The 17,962-nt window shown below is 63.9% G+C and carries 18 protein-coding genes; 3 read left to right on the top strand and 15 right to left on the bottom strand.

Annotated elements, in window-relative coordinates; all coding sequences use genetic code 11:
• Positions 1-103 precede the first annotated feature (103 nt).
• The 6 genes from E3T29_RS13435 to E3T29_RS13410 form a co-directional block, all read right to left on the bottom strand.
• Positions 104-619, bottom strand: coding sequence for an FHA domain-containing protein (locus tag E3T29_RS13435; RefSeq protein ID WP_241987813.1), 516 nt, complete (start codon positions 617-619; stop codon positions 104-106).
• 92 nt (positions 620-711) lie between these two features.
• On the bottom strand, positions 712-1,065 hold the full coding sequence (locus tag E3T29_RS13430; protein WP_134345993.1) for a zinc ribbon domain-containing protein YjdM: 354 nt from the start codon (positions 1,063-1,065) through the stop codon (positions 712-714).
• A 23-nt stretch (positions 1,066-1,088) separates the two neighbouring features.
• Positions 1,089-1,622, bottom strand: a complete 534-nt coding sequence (locus E3T29_RS13425) for a hypothetical protein (protein ID WP_134345992.1) — start codon at positions 1,620-1,622, stop codon at positions 1,089-1,091.
• The gene (locus E3T29_RS13420) at positions 1,619-2,002 is read right to left on the bottom strand and encodes a PadR family transcriptional regulator (RefSeq protein WP_092340883.1); all 384 of its coding nucleotides are present in this window, start codon (positions 2,000-2,002) and stop codon (positions 1,619-1,621) included. Before E3T29_RS13420 ends, E3T29_RS13425 begins: the two co-directional genes overlap by 4 nt.
• 72 nt (positions 2,003-2,074) lie before the next feature.
• Complete coding sequence (locus E3T29_RS13415; RefSeq protein WP_369831299.1) at positions 2,075-2,878, bottom strand: PP2C family serine/threonine-protein phosphatase; 804 nt, start codon at positions 2,876-2,878, stop codon at positions 2,075-2,077.
• A gap of 84 nt (positions 2,879-2,962) precedes the next feature.
• Positions 2,963-4,399, bottom strand: coding sequence for a gamma-aminobutyraldehyde dehydrogenase (locus E3T29_RS13410; RefSeq protein WP_134345990.1), 1,437 nt, complete (start codon positions 4,397-4,399; stop codon positions 2,963-2,965).
• A 123-nt stretch (positions 4,400-4,522) separates the two neighbouring features.
• Here E3T29_RS13410 and E3T29_RS13405 point away from each other — a divergent pair, with 123 nt between their 5' ends.
• A complete protein-coding gene (locus E3T29_RS13405; protein ID WP_134345988.1) occupies positions 4,523-5,005 on the top strand; it encodes an Lrp/AsnC family transcriptional regulator in 483 nt (160 codons plus the stop codon).
• 4 nt (positions 5,006-5,009) lie between these two features.
• Positions 5,010-6,440 (top strand): aspartate aminotransferase family protein, encoded by a 1,431-nt coding sequence (locus E3T29_RS13400; protein ID WP_134345986.1) that lies wholly within the window; start codon positions 5,010-5,012, stop codon positions 6,438-6,440.
• Positions 6,441-6,514: 74 nt separating this feature from the next.
• Here the strand turns inward: E3T29_RS13400 and E3T29_RS13395 are convergent, their stop codons facing one another.
• The 4 genes from E3T29_RS13395 to E3T29_RS13380 all read right to left on the bottom strand — a co-directional run bounded on the left by E3T29_RS13395 (position 6,515) and on the right by E3T29_RS13380 (position 12,759).
• Positions 6,515-7,849 (bottom strand): DUF4192 domain-containing protein, encoded by a 1,335-nt coding sequence (locus tag E3T29_RS13395; protein WP_134345984.1) that lies wholly within the window; start codon positions 7,847-7,849, stop codon positions 6,515-6,517.
• A gap of 94 nt (positions 7,850-7,943) precedes the next feature.
• Entirely contained in the window at positions 7,944-9,908 is a 1,965-nt protein-coding gene (locus E3T29_RS13390; RefSeq protein ID WP_134345983.1) for an ABC transporter ATP-binding protein, read from the bottom strand.
• A complete protein-coding gene (locus tag E3T29_RS13385) occupies positions 9,905-11,638 on the bottom strand; it encodes an ABC transporter ATP-binding protein (protein ID WP_134345982.1) in 1,734 nt (577 codons plus the stop codon). Before E3T29_RS13385 ends, E3T29_RS13390 begins: the two co-directional genes overlap by 4 nt.
• 158 nt (positions 11,639-11,796) lie before the next feature.
• Positions 11,797-12,759, bottom strand: a complete 963-nt coding sequence (locus E3T29_RS13380; RefSeq protein ID WP_134345980.1) for an aldo/keto reductase — start codon at positions 12,757-12,759, stop codon at positions 11,797-11,799.
• Between the two features lie 113 nt (positions 12,760-12,872).
• On the opposite strand from E3T29_RS13380, the gene E3T29_RS13375 reads away from it, so the two are divergent.
• Positions 12,873-13,385 (top strand): methylated-DNA--[protein]-cysteine S-methyltransferase, encoded by a 513-nt coding sequence (locus E3T29_RS13375; RefSeq protein ID WP_134345978.1) that lies wholly within the window; start codon positions 12,873-12,875, stop codon positions 13,383-13,385.
• 21 nt (positions 13,386-13,406) lie between these two features.
• Here E3T29_RS13375 and E3T29_RS13370 read toward each other — a convergent pair whose 3' ends face one another.
• The 5 genes from E3T29_RS13370 to E3T29_RS13350 are packed head-to-tail and all read right to left on the bottom strand — an operon-like array spanning position 13,407 to position 17,949.
• Positions 13,407-14,405 (bottom strand): malate dehydrogenase, encoded by a 999-nt coding sequence (locus tag E3T29_RS13370; protein ID WP_134346058.1) that lies wholly within the window; start codon positions 14,403-14,405, stop codon positions 13,407-13,409.
• A gap of 41 nt (positions 14,406-14,446) precedes the next feature.
• Complete coding sequence (locus tag E3T29_RS13365) at positions 14,447-15,274, bottom strand: YaaA family protein (protein ID WP_134345976.1); 828 nt, start codon at positions 15,272-15,274, stop codon at positions 14,447-14,449.
• Between the two features lie 16 nt (positions 15,275-15,290).
• Positions 15,291-15,563 carry a F0F1 ATP synthase subunit epsilon gene (locus E3T29_RS13360; protein ID WP_092340869.1) on the bottom strand — a complete coding sequence of 91 codons (273 nt, stop codon included), beginning with the start codon at positions 15,561-15,563 and terminating at the stop codon, positions 15,291-15,293.
• A 2-nt stretch (positions 15,564-15,565) separates the two neighbouring features.
• Positions 15,566-17,029: a F0F1 ATP synthase subunit beta gene (atpD, locus tag E3T29_RS13355; RefSeq protein ID WP_092340868.1), complete on the bottom strand. Its 1,464-nt coding sequence runs from the start codon at positions 17,027-17,029 to the stop codon at positions 15,566-15,568.
• Positions 17,030-17,046: 17 nt separating this feature from the next.
• A complete protein-coding gene (locus tag E3T29_RS13350) occupies positions 17,047-17,949 on the bottom strand; it encodes a F0F1 ATP synthase subunit gamma (protein ID WP_092340867.1) in 903 nt (300 codons plus the stop codon).
• Between the last annotated feature and the right edge of the window lie 13 nt (positions 17,950-17,962).

Here is a 17,962-nt window from a genome sequence, read left to right as displayed (position 1 = left end):
CAGCAGACCAGAATGCTGACCGAGGACGATCCTCGACGGGGCTATCGGTGCACGATCGCAGGTGGTGCGTAGCTGTGGAGGAGGCGGCTCAACTGATCGGCACTCAACTGATGCTGAAGGACTGGTCGGCGATCTCTACCCGGGTGCCGCGCGGAAGAACGTACCGTCGCCCCGGTTCGAGCGCCTCGGCCGTTTCACCGGGGCGGCGAATCACCGTGCCGTTGCCCGAGACGCGGTCGCTGACCCAGAACTCGCCGTCGTGCTGGCCGAACTCGAGGTGAGTCTTGGAGACCGAGCGGTCGGCATCCGCTACCCGTATGAGTTCGTCGAAAATCTCATCGGGTTGGGCCAGGGGTTTACGGCCGATCAGGCCGGAGCCCTGCACGGATACCCGCTGGCCGGTGCTGAAGGTCAACGCGAAGGTCGCCCGGGTCGGCATCACTGCGGCGGGGAGCGCGGCCCGTAATGCAGACGGTGCAGCGCTCACGACAGCCACGGCCCGCACCGGAGCCGGCATCTCAGCGGGAATCGATACGGAGATGACGACGGGCGCGCGCGGCAGGCGCGCAATGATCGTCGTGTCGTTCGGGCGAGGGTCCGGGCGCTTGCGCGATTCCACGGTGGCTGTGCGGGAACTGCCGCATTCGCCGCAGAACATGGCCCCGACTGGCAACCAGGCCCCGCAAATCTGACACGTCACGATCACTCGGCCTAGACCTTCTTGACCACGCTGGACTTGAGCTGCATGAATCCGAAACCATCGACCTTGCAGTCGATGTCGTGACCGTCGACCGGGTCAACGAGGCGAATGTTGCGCACCTTAGTTCCGACCTTGATCGACAACGCCTGGCCCTTGACCTTGAGGTCTTTGATGATCGACACGGTGTCACCGTCGGTCAGCACGGTTCCGAACGCGTCTTTGACCTGGGCTTCCTGCTCTTCCTCGACCGGCTCGTTCGACCACTCGTGGGCGCAGAGCGGGCACACCAGCAGGGCACCCATTTCGTAGGTCAGGTCGCTGGAACATTCAGGGCACTTGGGCAGGGTCTCATTCACTCGTTCCATAATACGCGACTGATGCTTTGCGACTATCGGCGGCCGACCCGCACGCGCCAGAGCCGCCCGGCGACGATGGCCGCAGCGACCATGACCATCAGCGGAATGTAGGCGACGGCAGAGGAGGCTTCCCAGCCGATCCCAATTCCGGAATCCCGGTTAAACGCCGATACCGGCAGCCCGAGAAAGTACGACTCGGCCGACTCGGCTCCGCTGTCCAGTAGGGCCGAGAGCATACCGGCCGTGTAGGTGAAGGCCAGGGTCCACCAGAGCAGCAGCAGGCCGGTGAACCAATAGATCGCCCGATTCCAGGAGGGCCGGCTGCCGCGGCCGGTTTCGGCGAAACTTCGGGCCAGGGTGCGGGGTGAGCCGAGCGAGTCGAGGGCAGCGTCGATGCCGCGGGCTGCGGCATCCACCGTGATGTTGTCGCTAATCTCGCGCAGGATCGATCGGCGCTCGCGCGACGACAGGGACTCTTCCAGCCAGAGGTCGAGCCGGAACAAATAGGACTCGCGTCGACGCCAGACTCCGAAGGAAGATCTGGCCTCGATGGTTTGCGTGTTCATTTCTGATCCTCTCCGGCTAAAGCTTCTGTGGGGGTGACGCCGAGGCCCGTCTGCACGATCGCCGTCAGGGAGTGCCAGCGCGCCGTGGCGAGCACGAGGGCCGCCTCCCCCGCCGCGCTCAGCGAGTAATACTTGCGCGCCGGGCCCGCAGTGGATGCCACCAGGCGGCTGGTGAGCGAGCCGTCCTGTTCCAGGCGCGACAGCACCGGGTAGACCGTGCCGGTCGCGAGGTCTCGAAGGCCGATGTTCTGCAGCCGAACAACGAGTTCGTAACCGTACGACTCGGCAGACTGCAGCTGGCTCAGAATGAGCATGGGCAGCACCCCACGCAGGGACTGCGCGTCTTGTGGCACGGCCGGTGTGCTCGGTGGGTGGGCCATAGCTACTACCTTACGACAGGTAGTAGGTAATACCTAATAGCCGTGCACGCCCGCTAGCGCGCTGTGCTCACCTCAGGTCTCTGGCACCTCGTAGGGCTCGACCGCGAGCACATCGACCACGATTGCGGTGACATTGTCGCGACCGCCATTGTCGAGGGCCGCCTCAACCATCGCGGCGACGGCATCCGCTGCCAGCTTCTTCTCGAGCAGGAAATGCCGGATGCCGTAGGACGTGAGCTCCTTAGTGAGCCCGTCGGAGCAGACCAGAATGCGCATGCCGGCCTGAATCGGCAGGATGCGGTAGTCGGGAATCGGTGGTTCGTGAAAGCCGACGGCGCGCGTGATGATGTTGCCGTGCGGGTGAACGTCGGCCTCTTCCCGGGTGATGCGCCCAGCGTCGACGAGTTCCTGCACGACCGAGTGGTCATTCGTGACCTGCTCGAGCACACCGTCAGTCAGCTGGTACACCCGAGAGTCACCGATGTTGTAGACGATCCAGCTGACCGCATCCGAGACCAGGGCCAACGCGACACCGGTCACCGTGGTTCCGGTGCCCTGGTCGGTGACGCCGACCCCCTGCGCCATATCCTCGACCGCGAGCGCGAGCGCCCGGTCGATCGAACCGGCCTCGGCCACGAGGGTTCCGGAAAGTTCGGCGAGCCGGGTCACCACGGCAGCGCTGGCGACGTCACCGGCCGAGTGACCGCCCATGCCGTCAGCGACGGCGAACAGCGGCGGTAGGGCGAGCAGGCTGTCTTCGTTCACCTCACGGCGATGACCGACATCGGTCAGGACTGCCCACGCCAGCGTTAACGTCGTTGCAACGCTGGGCAGTTCGACACGAAATTCGGTCGAACCTTGACCAATCTGGGTCACGGGTGGTGCCTTCCGAGTGTGGTTCCAACGTTCGCCGAAGGACTTGGACCATAATAACGTCACCGCTTGGCGCCACCGCACCGCCTAGTGTCCGATGTAGCTCATCACGTGCTTGATCCGGGTGTAATCCTCGAACCCGTACATCGAGAGGTCCTTGCCATAGCCGGAGTGTTTGAAACCGCCGTGTGGCATCTCGGCGACGATGGGGATGTGTGTGTTGATCCAGACGCAACCGAAGTCCAGATGCTTGGCGAAACGCATCGCACGACCGTGATCGCGCGTCCACACCGACGAGGCCAGACCGTACTGCACGTCGTTCGCCCAACGCAACGCCTCGGACTCATCGGTGAAGCGCTGCACGGTCATCATCGGGCCGAAGATCTCCTGCTGCACCGCCTCATCCGTCTGCTTGAGGCCACTGACAATGGTCGCTTCATGAAAATACCCGGTGCTCCCGACCCGGTGTCCGCCGAGTTCGAGCACGGCGTGGTCGGGCAGCCGGTCGATGAAGCCGGACACCTGGGCGAGCTGGTTGACATTGTTGACCGGTCCGAACAGGATTCCCTGCTCGCTCGGGGCACCCGTACGGGCATTATCCCTGGCATAGGCGGCGAGCGCTGCGACGAATTCGTCGTGGATGCCGCCCTGCACGAGCAACCGGGTAGCCGCGGTGCAGTCTTGGCCGGCGTTGAAGAAGCCGGCGGCGACGATCCCGGCAACGGCGAGCTCGATATCGGCGTCGTCAAACACGATCACCGGCGCCTTGCCGCCCAATTCCAGGTGCACCCGCTTGAGGTCGTGTGACGCAGCCTCCGCAACGGCCATTCCGGCTCGCACCGAACCGGTGATCGAGACGAGTTGCGGGATCTTGTGATCGACCATCGCGGCACCGGTGGCGCGGTCCCCGGTGATCACGTTGAGCACGCCGGCCGGCAAAAATTCCGCCGCGACCTCGGCGAGCAGCAGCGTCGCACTCGGGGTGGTGTCCGAGGGCTTCAGCACAGTGGTATTACCGGCGGCGAGCGCGGGCGCGAACTTCCAGACCGCCATGTTCAACGGGTAATTCCACGGAGTGACCTGGCCGACGACACCGATCGGCTCACGCCGAATGAACGAGGTGTGGTCCGTCATATACTCGCCGGCCGCACGCCCTTCGAGGTTGCGCGCGGCGCCGGCGAAGAAGCGAATCTGGTCGACCGAAAGCAAAATCTCGTCGTCCACCAGGGTCGAGCGCGGCTTGCCGGTATCGAGCGACTCGGCATCGGCGAATTCCTCGGCACGCGCCTCAATCGCGTCCGCTATGCGAAACAGCGCGAGCTGCCGCACGGCCGGGGTACTCTCGCCCCAGATTTCAAAAGCGGATGCCGCGGCCCGGTAGGCCGTATCAACATCTGCCGCGGTCGACACCGGGCTGCTTCCGTAGATCGCTTCGGTAGCAGGGTCGATGAGGTCGAACCGATCCGTCGCGGTGGAGTCGACGTACCGGCCGTTGATAAAGTTACGTAGTTCGGGGGCACTCATGCGGCCCAGTGTACCTATTTCAATGTGAGATGCACCCAGATTCACAAATGAAATCCGCAGTGATTTGCATAATGTGCGACGGATTCGCTTGCCGAAGTGCATTTTGACTGACACAATCGATGCATGAATGGACAAAAGCGCGGTCACTCGCCCAAGCTGGCCCAGCTCGACGATGTGTCGAAAAAGATCATCGAACAGCTGCAGGCCGACGGACGTCGGTCGTACGCAGAGATCGGCAAAGCCGTCGGTCTCAGCGAGGCGGCCGTGCGTCAACGGGTGCAGAAGCTCACTGACTCGGGCGTCATGCAGGTCGTCGCCGTGACGGACCCGATGCAGCTGGGCTTCTTTCGCCAGGCCATGATCGGAATTCGCGCGTCGGCCGATACCCGCATACTGGCCGAGCAGCTGGCCGAGATCGATGCCGTGGACTACGTCGTGCTCACGGCCGGCACCTTTGACATTCTTGCCGAGGTCGTCTGCGAAGACGACGACGAACTGCTCGAACTGCTCAACTCCAAGATCCGCAATCTCGATGGAGTCCTCTCCACCGAGACGTTCGTTTATCTCAAACTCCACAAACAGTTCTATAACTGGGGAACACGGTAAAAAAATGACTCTCACCACACCCATCGATTCACCGACCGCGTACAGCGACGCGCACAACGCCGAGCTGCAGCAAAAGGCCAAGGATCACCTCTGGATGCACTTCTCCCGTCAGTCGGTGATGGAATCCGGCGCTGGAGTTCCCATCATCGTCAAGGGCCAGGGCCATCAGATCTGGGATTCCAAGGGCAAGAAGTACATCGACGGCCTGAGCGGTCTGTTCACGGTCAACGCCGGCCACGGCCGCAAGCGTCTCGCCGAGGTCGCCGCCAAGCAGGCCGAAGAACTCGCCTTCTTCCCGATCTGGTCCTACGCCCACCCGAACGCGATCGAACTCGCCGACCGGCTCGCCAGCTACGCCCCGGGTGACCTCAACCGCGTGTTCTACTCCACCGGGGGCGGTGAAGCCGTGGAGACCGCATTCAAGCTCGCCAAGTACTACTGGAAGCTGATGGGGCGCCCGACCAAGCACAAGGTCATCTCCCGTAACGTTGCCTACCACGGCACCCCGCAGGGAGCGCTGGCCATCACCGGCATCCCGGCGATGAAGGAGATGTTCGAACCGGTCACCCCGGGCGGTTTTCGCGTTCCCAACACAAACTTCTATCGGGCCGACGAGATGAGCCCTGGCCTCGGCCTCGGCAACAACCTCGAGGTGTTCGGCCAATGGGCCGCGAACCGCATCGAAGAGATGATTGAGTTCGAGGGCCCCGAAACCGTTGCGGCTGTCTTCCTGGAGCCGGTACAGAACTCCGGCGGCTGCTTCCCGCCGCCCCCCGGCTACTTCAAGCGCGTGCGAGAAATCTGCGACAAGTACGACGTGCTCCTGGTCGCCGACGAGGTCATCACAGCATTCGGCCGCATCGGCAACATGTTCGCCTCGACGACCTATGACATCCAGCCCGACATGATCACCTGTGCCAAGGGCATGACCAGCGGATACTCGCCCATCGGCGCGACCATCGTCAGCGACCGCATCTACGAACCGTTCAAACACGGCGACACGACGTTCTACCACGGCTACACCTTCGGCGGCCACCCGGTCTCCTCGGCGGTTGCCCTGGCCAACCTCGACATCTTCGAAGAGGAAAAGCTCAACGAGAACGTTCGCGAGAATTCGCCGCTGTTCCGCAAGGAACTGGAGAAATTGCTCGACCTGCCGATCGTCGGTGACGTGCGTGGTGCCGGTTACTTCTTCGGCATCGAACTGGTCAAGGACAAAGGCACCAAGGAAACCTTCAACGACGAAGAGTCCGAGCGTCTGCTGCGCGGGTACCTGTCGAAGGCGCTCTACGAAGCCGGCCTGTACTGCCGCGCCGACGACCGCGGCGACCCGGTCATCCAACTCGCTCCCCCGCTGACCGTGGGCCCAACGGAATTCGCCGAGATCGGCGAGATTCTGCACGGCGTGCTGTCGGAGGCTCCGAAGTACATCTAGTGCGCCTCGCAACCGGCGGCCTGGTCTGGCATTCAAACGGATGCGAGACCGGGTCAGGTCGTGCTGCACCCGCGTCATCCGTCAGCTGCCCGCGCGTCGTCATCGTCGGCGTCGTCGTACTCCTCGTTCTCGCCTTCGAAGAACCACACGGCATCGTCGCTGAGCGCAGCGTCTTCGCCGAAGTCCTCATCGTTTTCGTAGCCCTCGCCCGCCGCGTCGTCGTCGTCACCGCGCGGCACTGCGAACGCCCATTCCGGCAGATGCCCAGACGTGAGCAGCAGGTTAAGCAGGGTGGCCATGCTGTACTGCGAGTCGATGGCGAGTGCCTGGTCGACGAAGAATCCGGCCACAGACCCACTGCCGAGCGCCCAGGACAGCCACGCCAGCATGCACAGCGGCGCCGGTCTCGCCGAACGCGGCGCCATGGCGACGACGGTGCGGAGCAGGGTGATCGCGATGCGAATGCGGTCTACGTCGGGTCGTTCCGTCTGCAGGCCGAGCATGATGTCACCGGTGTGTTCGGCGGTTGGGTCGCCCGAGTCGATCTCTGCGGCCACCAGGTCGTCAAGGCTTCGCCCGGTTTCGTACTGGAGCTGCGCGTACCGCCGGTTGATTTCGTGGGCGCGCACGCCTTCCTCACGCCCGAACGCGAATTGCACCATGATCTGGTCGCGGTTCGGCGGGGACTGCACGAGCACGAGCAGCGCTGCGGCGTTTTCCTCGGTGGGTGGGTTCGGCCAGGTCAGCGCGTCCTCGGCAATCGCTACCGGGTCGAGCGCAACGCTGAGGGCGGCGAACAGCTGCGGAGTGTTCTCGCCCCGCGCGAGCAGATGCCGATACCGCCGGTAGAGGCGGGCCAGGCGTTCCTTGGTCGCCAGGTTGACACCGATCGGGTCAGCGCCGGTCTGCAGTGTGCCCAGCGGGCGTGGCAAGTCGGGCGCGGCCTCCGGGGGCACCGCCTCGAAAATCGGTGACTCCGTGATATCGCTGAGTGGGTGCCCGGCGGCCGGGCAGTCCGGGTCGAGGTAGCTGCCCCAGGCATCCGCTGCAACGCACAGGGAATCACGCAGCAGAAATCCGCTCAGCTCGAGTCGCCGATTCAGAATCTCGGCGAACTGTTCGCGCGGAATGCCGACTGCATCGTTGAAGGAATCATCGGTGTAGATCACCGGGACGACGGCGTCGACTCCGGGGATCTTGCACAGCATTCCGGCGAGGGTCGTCGCAATGCGCTTGTATACCTTGTGGGGTGCGCCGTCGTCGGGCAGGTTGAAACGCAGCGCGCCGCAGGTGCGGTTGCCACGAAACGCCACCAGAACGGCGCTGGACTCGGCAACGAAACCGAGCAGCTGGGGAACGAGTGCCAGAAAGTCCTGAGCCTTCTGGGCTTTGACAATGGTGGGATGCATGCCGCCACTGTGCCAGCGCGGTCCGCACCGCCGCCGGTGCCTGCCCGAATCTGGGGATGACACGGGCAGGCGACGGGTTGGGGAGGAGCTGGGGCTACACCTCGTCGGCGACGGGCGCGGCGAACTGTGCGGCGTACAGCGCCTGGTAGGCACCGTTGGCGGCGAGCAGCTGCACGTGGTTGCCCTGCTCCACGATGCGCCCCGATTCCATCACCAGAATCAGGTCGGCGTCCCGAATAGTCGAGAGCCGATGCGCGATGACGAAGCTCGTGCGCTCAGCCCGCAGGGCGCCCATCGCCTTCTGCACCAGCACCTCGGTGCGGGTGTCCACCGAGCTGGTCGCCTCGTCGAGGATGAGCACGCTCGGCTTCGCCAGGAACGCCCGCGCGATGGTGAGCAGCTGCATTTCACCGGCACTCACGTTGCTGCCCTGATCGTCGAGCACGGTGTCATACCCGTCGGGCAGCGAGTGCACGAACCGATCGACGTAGGTCGCGGTGGCGGCTGCGAGAATATCCTGCTCCGTCGCATCCGGTCGACCGTAGGCGATGTTGTCGCGGATCGTGCCACCGAACAGCCAGGTGTCCTGCAGCACCATGCCCATGCGGCTGCGCAGGTCGTGCCGGGTCATGGTGGCCACGTCGACTCCGTCGAGCACGATGCGCCCGGAGTCGATCTCGTAGAACCGCATCATGAGGTTCACCAGTGTGGTCTTACCGGCTCCGGTCGGGCCAACGATGGCAATGGTCTGCCCGGGCTCAGCCACGAGGCTGAGTTCTTCGATCAGCGGCTTGTCCTCGGTGTACCGGAACGACACGTTCTCGAAGACGAGACGGCCGTGCACCTCTATTGGGGTCTCGGCCGGATCGGGGTCTTCACTCTGTTCGTCGGCGTCGAGCAGGTCGAACACGCGTTCAGCGGATGCGACACCCGACTGCAGCAGGTTCGCCATCGACCCGAGTTGCGCGAGCGGCTGGGTGAACTGGCGGGAGTACTGAATAAATGCCTGCACGTCGCCGAGCTGCATGGCACCCGAAGCCACCTGCAGGCCTCCCACAACAGCGATGGCGACATAGACGAGGTTGCCGATGAAGGTCATCGCCGGCATGATCATGCCGCTGATGAACTGGGCACCGAAACTGGCGTCGTACAGGTCATCATTCTTCTGCTTGAACCGGGCGTCGACCTCCTTTTGGCGGCCGAACACCTTGACCAGGGCGTGGCCGGTGAACGTCTCCTCGATCTGACCGTTCAGCTCGCCGGTGTTGGCCCACTGGGCCACGAACAGTTTCTGCGAACGCTTGGCGATGAACGCCGTGATCACCAGCGTGAGCGGCACCGTCACGAGGGCGATCAGAGCCAGTAGCGGCGAGAGGATGAGCATCATCACGATCACGCCGATCACCGTCAGGAGGCTCGTCACCACCTGGCTGAGCGACTGTTGCAGGCTCTGCGAGATGTTGTCGACGTCGTTGGTGACCCGGCTGAGAAGTTCACCGCGCGGCTTCTTGTCGAAGTAGCTCAGCGGCAGGCGGTTGATCTTCGCCTCAATCTCCTCCCGCAGTCGATACACCGTGCGCTGCACGATACCGTTCAGCACATACGCCTGCATCCAGCTGAACACACTCGACAGTACGTAGAGTGCGAGCGCCCAGAACAGCACGGTGGAGAGCATGGCAAAGTCGATGCCGAGGCCCGGGGTCAGCGTCATGCCGCTGAGCATGTCGGCCTGGGTACTGTTGCCGGATGCCCGCAGCCCCGCGATCACGTCGGCCTGGCTGCTGCCGCTCGGCAGGGACTTCGACACGATGCCGGAGAAGATCAGGTTGGTGCCCTCACCGAGCAGGCGCGGGCCCAGCACCGAGAAGGTCACGCTGATCACAGCGAGGACCAGCACGAGCATCAGCCAGAGGCGCTCGGGGCGCAACTTGCCGAGCAGGCGCTTGCCCGACGCGGTGAAGTTCATCGACTTCTCGGCCGGCAGACTCATACCGCCGAACGGGCCGCCTCCGCGCTGCGGACGCGGAGCCGGCTTGTCGTCGGCGTGAGTCTCGCTCATGCTGCTTCCTCCGCGGTGAGCTGGGATGACACAATTTCCTGGTACGTGGTGTTCGAGTCGAGCAGCTGCTCGTGGGTTCCGCGGCCGACGATACGGCCGTCTTCGAGCACGAGGATCTGGTCGGCGTCGATGATGCTCGACACCCGCTGGGCGACGATGACCATGGTGGCGCCATCGGTGCTCTGCTTGAGGGCGAGCCGCAGTCGGGCATCCGTGGCGAGGTCGAGGGCTGAGAACGAGTCGTCGAAGATGTACAACTCCGGCCGTTTCACCAGGGCGCGCGCGATGGCGAGGCGTTGGCGCTGACCGCCCGATACGTTGGTGCCGCCCTGCGCAATCTTGGCGTCGAGCCCGCCATCCATTTCGGTGACGAAGTCCCGGGCCTGCGCGATCGTGAGGGCCTGCCAGAGTTCGTCTTCGCTCGCGTCGGGTTTGCCGTAGAGCAGGTTGCTGCGCACCGTTCCGGAGAACAGGTACGGCTTTTGCGGTACAAGGCCGATGTGGCCCCAGAGCAGGTCGGGGTTCAGCTCGCGCACGTTGACGCCGTCGACCAGCACGGAGCCGCTGGTCGCGTCGAACAGCCGCGGCAGCAGGTTCACCAGGGTGGTCTTTCCGCTGCCGGTACTGCCGATGATCGCGGTGGTCTCGCCGTGCCGGGCGATGAAACTCACGTTGCGCAGCACGGGTTGTTCCGCGCCCGGGTAAGCGAAGCCCACGTCGAGCAGTTCGAGTTCGCCCTGACCGACCGTTGCGTTCACCGGGTTGGCCGGCGGTACGACGCTCGATTCGGTGGCGAGAACCTCACCGATGCGGTCCGCCGACACGGCCGCGCGCGGAATCATGACGGCCATGAACGTGGCCATCATGACGGCCATGAGAATCTGCATGAGATAGCTGAGGAACGCGATGAGCGTGCCCACCTGCATCGATCCGTCTTCAATGCGGAACGCGCCGAACCAGATGACGGCGACGCTCGAGACGTTGAGCACGAGCATCACGATGGGAAACATGAGCGCCATCAGGCGCCCGGAGCTGAGTGCTACCTCGGTGACGTCCCGGTTGGCCTGGGCGAACCGTGCCACCTCTTGCGTCTCCCGCACAAACGCGCGCACCACACGGATGCCGGTGAGCTGCTCCCGCAGCACCCGGTTGACGGTGTCGATGCGGATCTGCATCTTGCGGAACAGCGGCACCATTTTCACGACGATGAGGCCGACCCCGATGAGGAGAATCGGCACGCTCACCGCGATGAGCCAGGACAGTTGCACGTCCTGGCGGATCGCCATGATCACACCGCCGATGCTGAGGATGGGTGCGGAGACCAGCAGGGTGCAGGTGGTCAGCACGAGCATCTGCACCTGCTGCACGTCGTTGGTGGAGCGGGTGATGAGTGAGGGCGCCCCGAACCGGGTGACTTCTTGTTCCGAGAATTCACCGACCCGGCTGAACACGGCCCCGCGCAGGTCACGGCCAACCTTCATGGCGACTTTGGCTCCGAAGTACACGGCCACGATCGCGCAGATGATCTGGGCGAGGGTGATCAGCAGCATGAGGCCGCCCACGCGCAGAATGTAGCCGGAGTCACCGGTTGCCACACCCTCATCGATGATGTCAGCGTTGAGGGTGGGCAGAAAGAGCGAGGCGATCGACTGGGCCAGTTGAAAGACGATCACCCCTAGAAGCAGTTGCCAGTATGGGCGCAGGTAACGCACGAGCAAGGACCACAGCACGAAGTTCTCCTATTAAAAGACGGATGCCCGCCCGACCGGATGGGTCGGGCGCAGCAACCACTGAAGCAATAGTGCACTCTTACCGGCACGTCGTCGACTAAAAATATTGCGCTCTGCGCAGAAAGCACCGACTCGTGCGCCGACTTCACCTGCTGCGTTCAGGCGAAAAGGTTTGAAATGTAGGCAACTTCATCGACCGACGGCTGCCACGACGTCGCCGCGTCCGCGTTTTGTCGAATCTGCTCGGGCTTGGTGGCGCCGGCGATAACGCTGGTCAGGCCCGGCTGGGCCAGAAGCCAGGCGAACGTCGCCGCCAGCATGGTCACGCCGCGCGCGTCGCACCATTCCTGATACTGCTCGATCACGTCCCACGGGGCATCGTCGGCGAGATGGCGCCTGATCATCATGATGCGGCTGTCGGCCGGCCCGCCCGAGCGAGAGAATTTGCCGGTGAACAAGCCGTTGTAGAGCGGGAAGAAGGGCAGAAACCCGAGACCGAAGGCGTTCACCGCCGGCAATACCTCGTCTTCGACATCGCGCACGAGCAGACTGTATTCGTTCTGGCTTGAAATGAACGCTGGGTGCCCGTTCATGCGAGCGGTGAAGTCGGCCTCGGCGATCTGCCACCCAGCCAGGTTGGAGTGACCAATGTAACGGATCTTGCCCTCGGTGATGAGGTCGTGCAGGGTGGACAGCGTCTCTTCGATGGGTGTTGACGGGTCGGGAACGTGCAGCTGGTAGAGGTCGATCCAGTCGGTCTGCAGCCGACGCAGCGATGCCTCGACGGCCAAGCGGATGTACCGGCGTGAGCCCCGCGCGCCCCAGTCCGGACCGTTCAGGCCGCCCATGTCCATGCCGAATTTCGAGGCGAGCACGATCTGGTCGCGCTTGCCGCGCAGCGAGTGCCCCATGAGCGTTTCGCTGAGGCCACGCTCGGCACCGTAGATATCGGCGGTGTCGAACAGCGTCACCCCGGCTTCGAAGGCAGCATCGATAACCGCCGTCGTGCCGTCCTGGGTTTCTGACGCGGTCCCGGTGCGCCCGAAATTGTTGCACCCGAGCCCGATCGTCGAGACGGTCAATCCGGATGAGCCAAGTCTGCGATATTCAATTTGAGCCATCCCTACAGACTAGGGGCGCAGCCACCTCCTGCACAGGAGAAGGTACTCGGCGGTTGTGCACCGATGTCCGAAACCCGCGAGGCGACGCCGAGGGTGGCAGCTACAGTCGAATCATGGACAGCATCCCGACTGCACTCACTCCCGCGCACCTACTCCGCCTCCCCAGCCCGATCGGCCGGCTCGAACTCACCGCCGACGATGAGGGCATCCTTTCCCTCTCCATCGAAACCGACGGCCAGCTGCCGCTCGACGCGACCCCAGAGGCGCCGTCCGCAGTATTGCAACGGGCGGCCGAACAGCTCGGCGAGTACTTCGCCGGAACCCGGCAGACGTTCGACCTGCCCGTGCACCTCACCCGCGGCACCGAATTTCAGCGCAGCGTCTGGGCGAGGCTGGCCAGCCTCACATTCGGCGATGTCATCTCGTATGGTGCGCTCGGCAACGACATTGGACGGCCCGGATCGGGCCGCGCCATCGGTGGGGCCGTTGGCGCGAATCCGGTGCCGATCATCATCGGCTGCCACCGAGTGCTCGCGACCAGTGGCCAGATCACCGGCTATAGCGCAGGAGAGGGCATCCCGACCAAGGCCTGGCTGCTCAGCCACGAGGGCATCGCACACCGGTAACCGACCCGTGAGGCCGCGGTTTCAGCGGCGGCCGAGTGGCAGCAGGCCGAGGGCCCGTACCGCGTCGCGCTCCTCCACGAGTTCGGCAACAGAAGCCGCGATTCGTCTGCGCGAGAATTCGCCGTGTTCCAGCCCGGTCACGATGCGCCACTGCCCATCAACGGAGCGCACCGGAAACGAGCAGACCAGTCCGGGCGGAACGTCGTACGAGCCATCGGAGACTACCCCGGCGCTGGTCCAATCCGTGCCGCGGCCGGTGACCCAGTCTCCGACGTGGTCGATGGCCGCGTTGGCGGCGGAGGCGACCGAGGAGCCGCCCCGCACGGCGATGATCTCCGACCCGCGCTGAGCGACGCGCGGAATGAACGTCTCCGCGAGCCACTGCTCGTCGACCAGATCACTCACCGCTCGACCCTGGGCGGTCGCGTGGAAGACATCCGGGTATTGAGTCGCCGAGTGGTTTCCCCACACGGTCAATCCGTGAATCGCCCCGACGGCCACGTCAAGGTGGTTGGCCAATTGCCGGACGGCGCGGTTGTGGTCGAGCCTGGTCATGGCGGTGAAGCGGTCACTCGGCACGTCGGGCGCGTGCGCGGCCGCGATGAGGGCATTCGTATTGGCGGGGTTGCCCACCACGAGCACGCGCACGTCGTCGGCGGCGCCGGCGTTGATGGCCGCACCCTGCGGCCCGAAGATGCGACCGTTGGCGCCCAGCAGGTCGGCACGTTCCATGCCCGGTCCTCGCGGGCGGGAGCCGACCAGAAGCGCAATGTTTACTCCGTCGAACGCCACCGTGGGGTCATCGGTGACCGTTACCCCGCGCAGCAGGCCGAAGGCACAGTCCTCGAGTTCGAGCGCGGTGCCCTCCGCGGCTTTCAGCCCCTGGGGTATTTCCAGCAGGGTGAGGCGGATCGGCGTCGTCGGTCCCAGCAAGGCGCCAGCGGCAATGCGAAACAACAGCGCATAGCCAATCTGTCCGCCGGCTCCAGTGACGGTGACATTAACCGGTTGCCGAAGAATGGGAACGTTGACCGCTGGGGAAAAGGTGCTGGCGTCTGTACTCACGCGCCCAGCCTAACCCCAGAATAGATCGTGGATGCGGCCGGCCGGCCGGCCGCAGCGAGGTGTTGTTCAACGACGAGCTCCAGTTCGCCGGGTGCGCCCTGACTGAGGCGAATTCCGACCGATTGGGCCCAGTCGATCAGTTCACTCGCCGTCGTGAAGTCGTGTTCGTGTTGAAGCAGGGCGCGCGTGAATTCGCCCTTGGATTTCTTGTTGAAGTGGTTCAGGGCACGCTTCTGCCCGTCTCCGGAATCAGCGACCACCCGCAGGTACAGCGAATCCGGCCGCACGGGCTTCGCTCCTAGCGCCACATAGGCCTCGGATCGCAGGTCGAGCAGCAGTCCGCCGGTCTGGCTGAGGACCGTAGCCACCGCGGCACTCCAGTGCTGTTTGAGCGTGTGGCTGGCCAGGGTCACGTTCGGCACTCGTGAATCGTGCGACAGCCGGTACGCCGGAATGGGGTCGAGGGCGGCGAGCGGGCCGAGCAGTGCGGAGTGTACGACCAGGTGGGCGTGCGCGAACTGGCGCTGCGCGGCCGACAGGGTGGCAGCATCCAGCCCGTCGAAGAGCACCCCGGTGTAGCGGTCGATCACCGGCAGCGTCGGCGACGTCATCAGCTCACGGTTGCGGTCGATTTCAAACAGCTGGGTGCGGCCCAGTTTAAGGGCGGTACGGGCGGCCTCGGGATGCCGCGCCAGGGCGACCAGGGCCCGCGCGAGTACCCGACGTTTCGCGGTCAGGGCCGAATAAGCGAGTGTGGTCCAGTCCAGGGGTACAGCTTCGCCGCCGGAGCGTTTCGTCTCCGACGGCGGAAGCAGTATCAGCACTGGCGGTTCAGACGGGTTATTTGGAACCCACGAGTTCAGCCTTGCGCGCCACGATGGTGACCATGTCGTTGTCCACCGACAGGAATCCATCCTCGGCCTGGGCCAGAACTTTGGAGCCATCAGGCAGGGTGAGACGAACGTCACCCACGGCCAGGATCGCCAACATCGGTTCGTGACCGGCCAAGATGCCAATCTCGCCCTCGACGGTCTTGGCGACAACCATCGTCGCCTCGCCCGTCCACACCTGGTGGTCGGCCGAGACAACGCTGACGGACAGCGACTTTGCCATGCTTAGTCGTTCTCCTTCTGAATCTGAGCCCACTTCTCTTCGACGTCGTTGATGCCACCGACGTTGAAGAAAGCCTGCTCAGCTACGTGGTCGAAGTCACCGTTGGCGATTGCCGTGAACGACTCAATGGTGTCCTTGAGCGGAACAGTGGAACCCTCGACACCGGTGAACTTCTTCGCCATGTAGGTGTTCTGGGAGAGGAACTGCTGAATACGACGGGCACGCGAAACTGTGACCTTGTCTTCTTCAGAGAGCTCGTCAACACCGAGGATCGCGATGATCTCCTGGAGTTCCTTGTTCTTCTGCAGAATCGCCTTGACGCGTACGGCCGTGTTGTAGTGATCGGCACCCAGGTAGCGGGGGTCGAGGATACGGCTGGTCGAGGTGAGCGGGTCGACGGCCGGGTACAGGCCCTTCGACGCGATTTCACGAGACAGCTCGGTGGTCGCGTCGAGGTGGGCGAAGGTGGTCGCCGGTGCCGGGTCGGTGTAGTCGTCGGCGGGAACGTAGATCGCCTGAAGCGAGGTGATCGAGTGGCCACGGGTCGAGGTGATGCGCTCCTGCAGGATGCCCATCTCGTCAGCCAGGTTCGGCTGGTAGCCCACTGCGGAAGGCATCCGGCCCAGCAGGGTCGACACCTCGGAACCGGCCTGGGTGAAGCGGAAGATGTTGTCGATGAAGAGCAACACGTCTTGCTTCTCCACGTCGCGGAAGTACTCAGCCATGGTGAGGGCGGAGAGCGCGACACGCAGACGCGTTCCCGGCGGCTCGTCCATCTGGCCGAAGACCAGGGCGGTCTTGTCGAAGACGCCGGCTTCCTCCATCTCGGCGATGAGGTCGTTGCCCTCACGGGTTCGTTCGCCGACTCCGGCGAACACTGATACTCCACCGTGGTCCTGCGCAACGCGCTGGATCATTTCCTGGATGAGTACGGTCTTGCCGACTCCGGCACCACCGAACAGGCCGATCTTTCCACCGAGAACGTACGGCGTGAGAAGGTCGATAACCTTGATGCCGGTTTCGAACAGTTGAGTCTTGGACTCGAGCTGGTCGAAAGCCGGCGGCTTGCGGTGGATGGGCCAGCGCTCGGTGATCTCGATCTTCTCGCCCGGCTTGGCGTTGAGGACATCGCCGATGACGTTGAAGACCTTGCCCTTGGTGACGTTTCCAACCGGCACCGTGATGGGGCTGCCGGTGTCGCGCACTTCCTGGCCGCGGACAAGTCCGTCGGTCGGGTTGAGCGCGATGGCACGAACCAGGTCGTCACCAAGGTGCAGGGCAACCTCGAGGGTGATCTCGTTCGACTCGTCGCCGATGGTGATCGTGGTCTTCAGGGCGTTGTAGATGCCGGGGATCGAGTCGTGCGGAAACTCGATGTCGACAACGGGGCCCGTGACACGGGCGATGCGGCCAACAGAACCGGCCGTATCCTCCGCGCGGACTGGCGCGGTTGCGGTGTCAGTCATTGCTCTCTCTTCTCTGGTTACTTCTTGGCGGATGAGAGCGCATCGGCTCCACCCACGATCTCGGAAATCTGCTGGGTGATCTCGGATTGCCGCGCGTTGTTGGACAGGCGGGTGTAGTCCGTGATCAGCTTGTCGGCGTTGTCGCTGGCCGACTTCATTGCCTTCTGGCGGCTTGCATGTTCAGATGCCGCCGACTGCAGCATCGCGTTGAACAGACGACTCTCGATGTACACCGGGAGGAGGCTGTCCAAAACCGTTTCGACGTCGGGCTCGAACTCGTAGAGCGGGAGAACCTTGTTGTCGCCTGGTTCTTCCACACCCTCGACAACTTCGAGGGGCAACAGTCGAACGACCTCTGGCACTTGGGTGACCATGCTCACGAAACGGTTGTAAACGATGTGAATCTCGTCGACGCCGCCGTCGGAAGCGTCCCGCAGGAACGACTCCAGCAGGGCCTCGCCGATTTCCTTGGCAGTCTCGAACTGCGGCTGGTCGGTGCCGCCGGTCCAGATTCGCTCCGACGCGCGGCCCCGAAAACTGAAGTAGGCGATGGCCTTACGGCCGACCAGGAAGTAGACGATGTCCTTGCCCTGGCTGCGCAGCAGTTCGCTGAGCGACTCTGCCTCACGCAACACCTGTGAGCTGAAGGCACCCGCCAGGCCACGGTCCGAAGCGAAGATGACCACCGCAGCACGGCTGATCGTCTCCGGTTCGGTTGTGAGCACGTGTTCCACGTTGGAGTACGTGGCCACGGCCGATACGGCGCGGGTGACCGCTCGCGAATACGGGGTTGACGCAGCGACTCGCGCCTGCGCTTTCTGGATGCGCGAGGCGGAGATCAGCTCCATGGCCCGAGTGATCTTCTTGGTCGTCTGGGCAGACTTGATCTTCTGCCGGTAGACCCGAAGTTGCGCTCCCATGTGTCTGCTTCCT

The organism is Cryobacterium sp. TMT1-66-1, from assembly GCF_004403435.1.
Taxonomy (GTDB): domain Bacteria; phylum Actinomycetota; class Actinomycetes; order Actinomycetales; family Microbacteriaceae; genus Cryobacterium; species Cryobacterium flavum.
Note: the sequence above shows the minus strand (reverse complement) of the source record. Positions and strands in the feature narration are given on the sequence as shown.

Excerpts from the sequence above, each read along its gene's own strand:
- E3T29_RS13400 (WP_134345986.1), top strand. The coding sequence starts at position 5,010 with ATGACTCTCACCACACCCATCGATTCACCGACCGCGTACAGCGACGCG.
- E3T29_RS13405 (WP_134345988.1), top strand. The coding sequence starts at position 4,523 with ATGAATGGACAAAAGCGCGGTCACTCGCCCAAGCTGGCCCAGCTCGAC.
- E3T29_RS13350 (WP_092340867.1), bottom strand. The coding sequence starts at position 17,949 with ATGGGAGCGCAACTTCGGGTCTACCGGCAGAAGATCAAGTCTGCCCAG.
- E3T29_RS13375 (WP_134345978.1), top strand. The coding sequence starts at position 12,873 with ATGGACAGCATCCCGACTGCACTCACTCCCGCGCACCTACTCCGCCTC.
- atpD (WP_092340868.1), bottom strand. The coding sequence starts at position 17,029 with ATGACTGACACCGCAACCGCGCCAGTCCGCGCGGAGGATACGGCCGGT.
- E3T29_RS13425 (WP_134345992.1), bottom strand. The coding sequence starts at position 1,622 with ATGAACACGCAAACCATCGAGGCCAGATCTTCCTTCGGAGTCTGGCGT.
- E3T29_RS13420 (WP_092340883.1), bottom strand. The coding sequence starts at position 2,002 with ATGGCCCACCCACCGAGCACACCGGCCGTGCCACAAGACGCGCAGTCC.
- E3T29_RS13395 (WP_134345984.1), bottom strand. The coding sequence starts at position 7,849 with ATGCATCCCACCATTGTCAAAGCCCAGAAGGCTCAGGACTTTCTGGCA.
- E3T29_RS13410 (WP_134345990.1), bottom strand. The coding sequence starts at position 4,399 with ATGAGTGCCCCCGAACTACGTAACTTTATCAACGGCCGGTACGTCGAC.
- E3T29_RS13380 (WP_134345980.1), bottom strand. The coding sequence starts at position 12,759 with ATGGCTCAAATTGAATATCGCAGACTTGGCTCATCCGGATTGACCGTC.
- E3T29_RS13390 (WP_134345983.1), bottom strand. The coding sequence starts at position 9,908 with ATGAGCGAGACTCACGCCGACGACAAGCCGGCTCCGCGTCCGCAGCGC.
- E3T29_RS13430 (WP_134345993.1), bottom strand. The coding sequence starts at position 1,065 with ATGGAACGAGTGAATGAGACCCTGCCCAAGTGCCCTGAATGTTCCAGC.
- E3T29_RS13360 (WP_092340869.1), bottom strand. The coding sequence starts at position 15,563 with ATGGCAAAGTCGCTGTCCGTCAGCGTTGTCTCGGCCGACCACCAGGTG.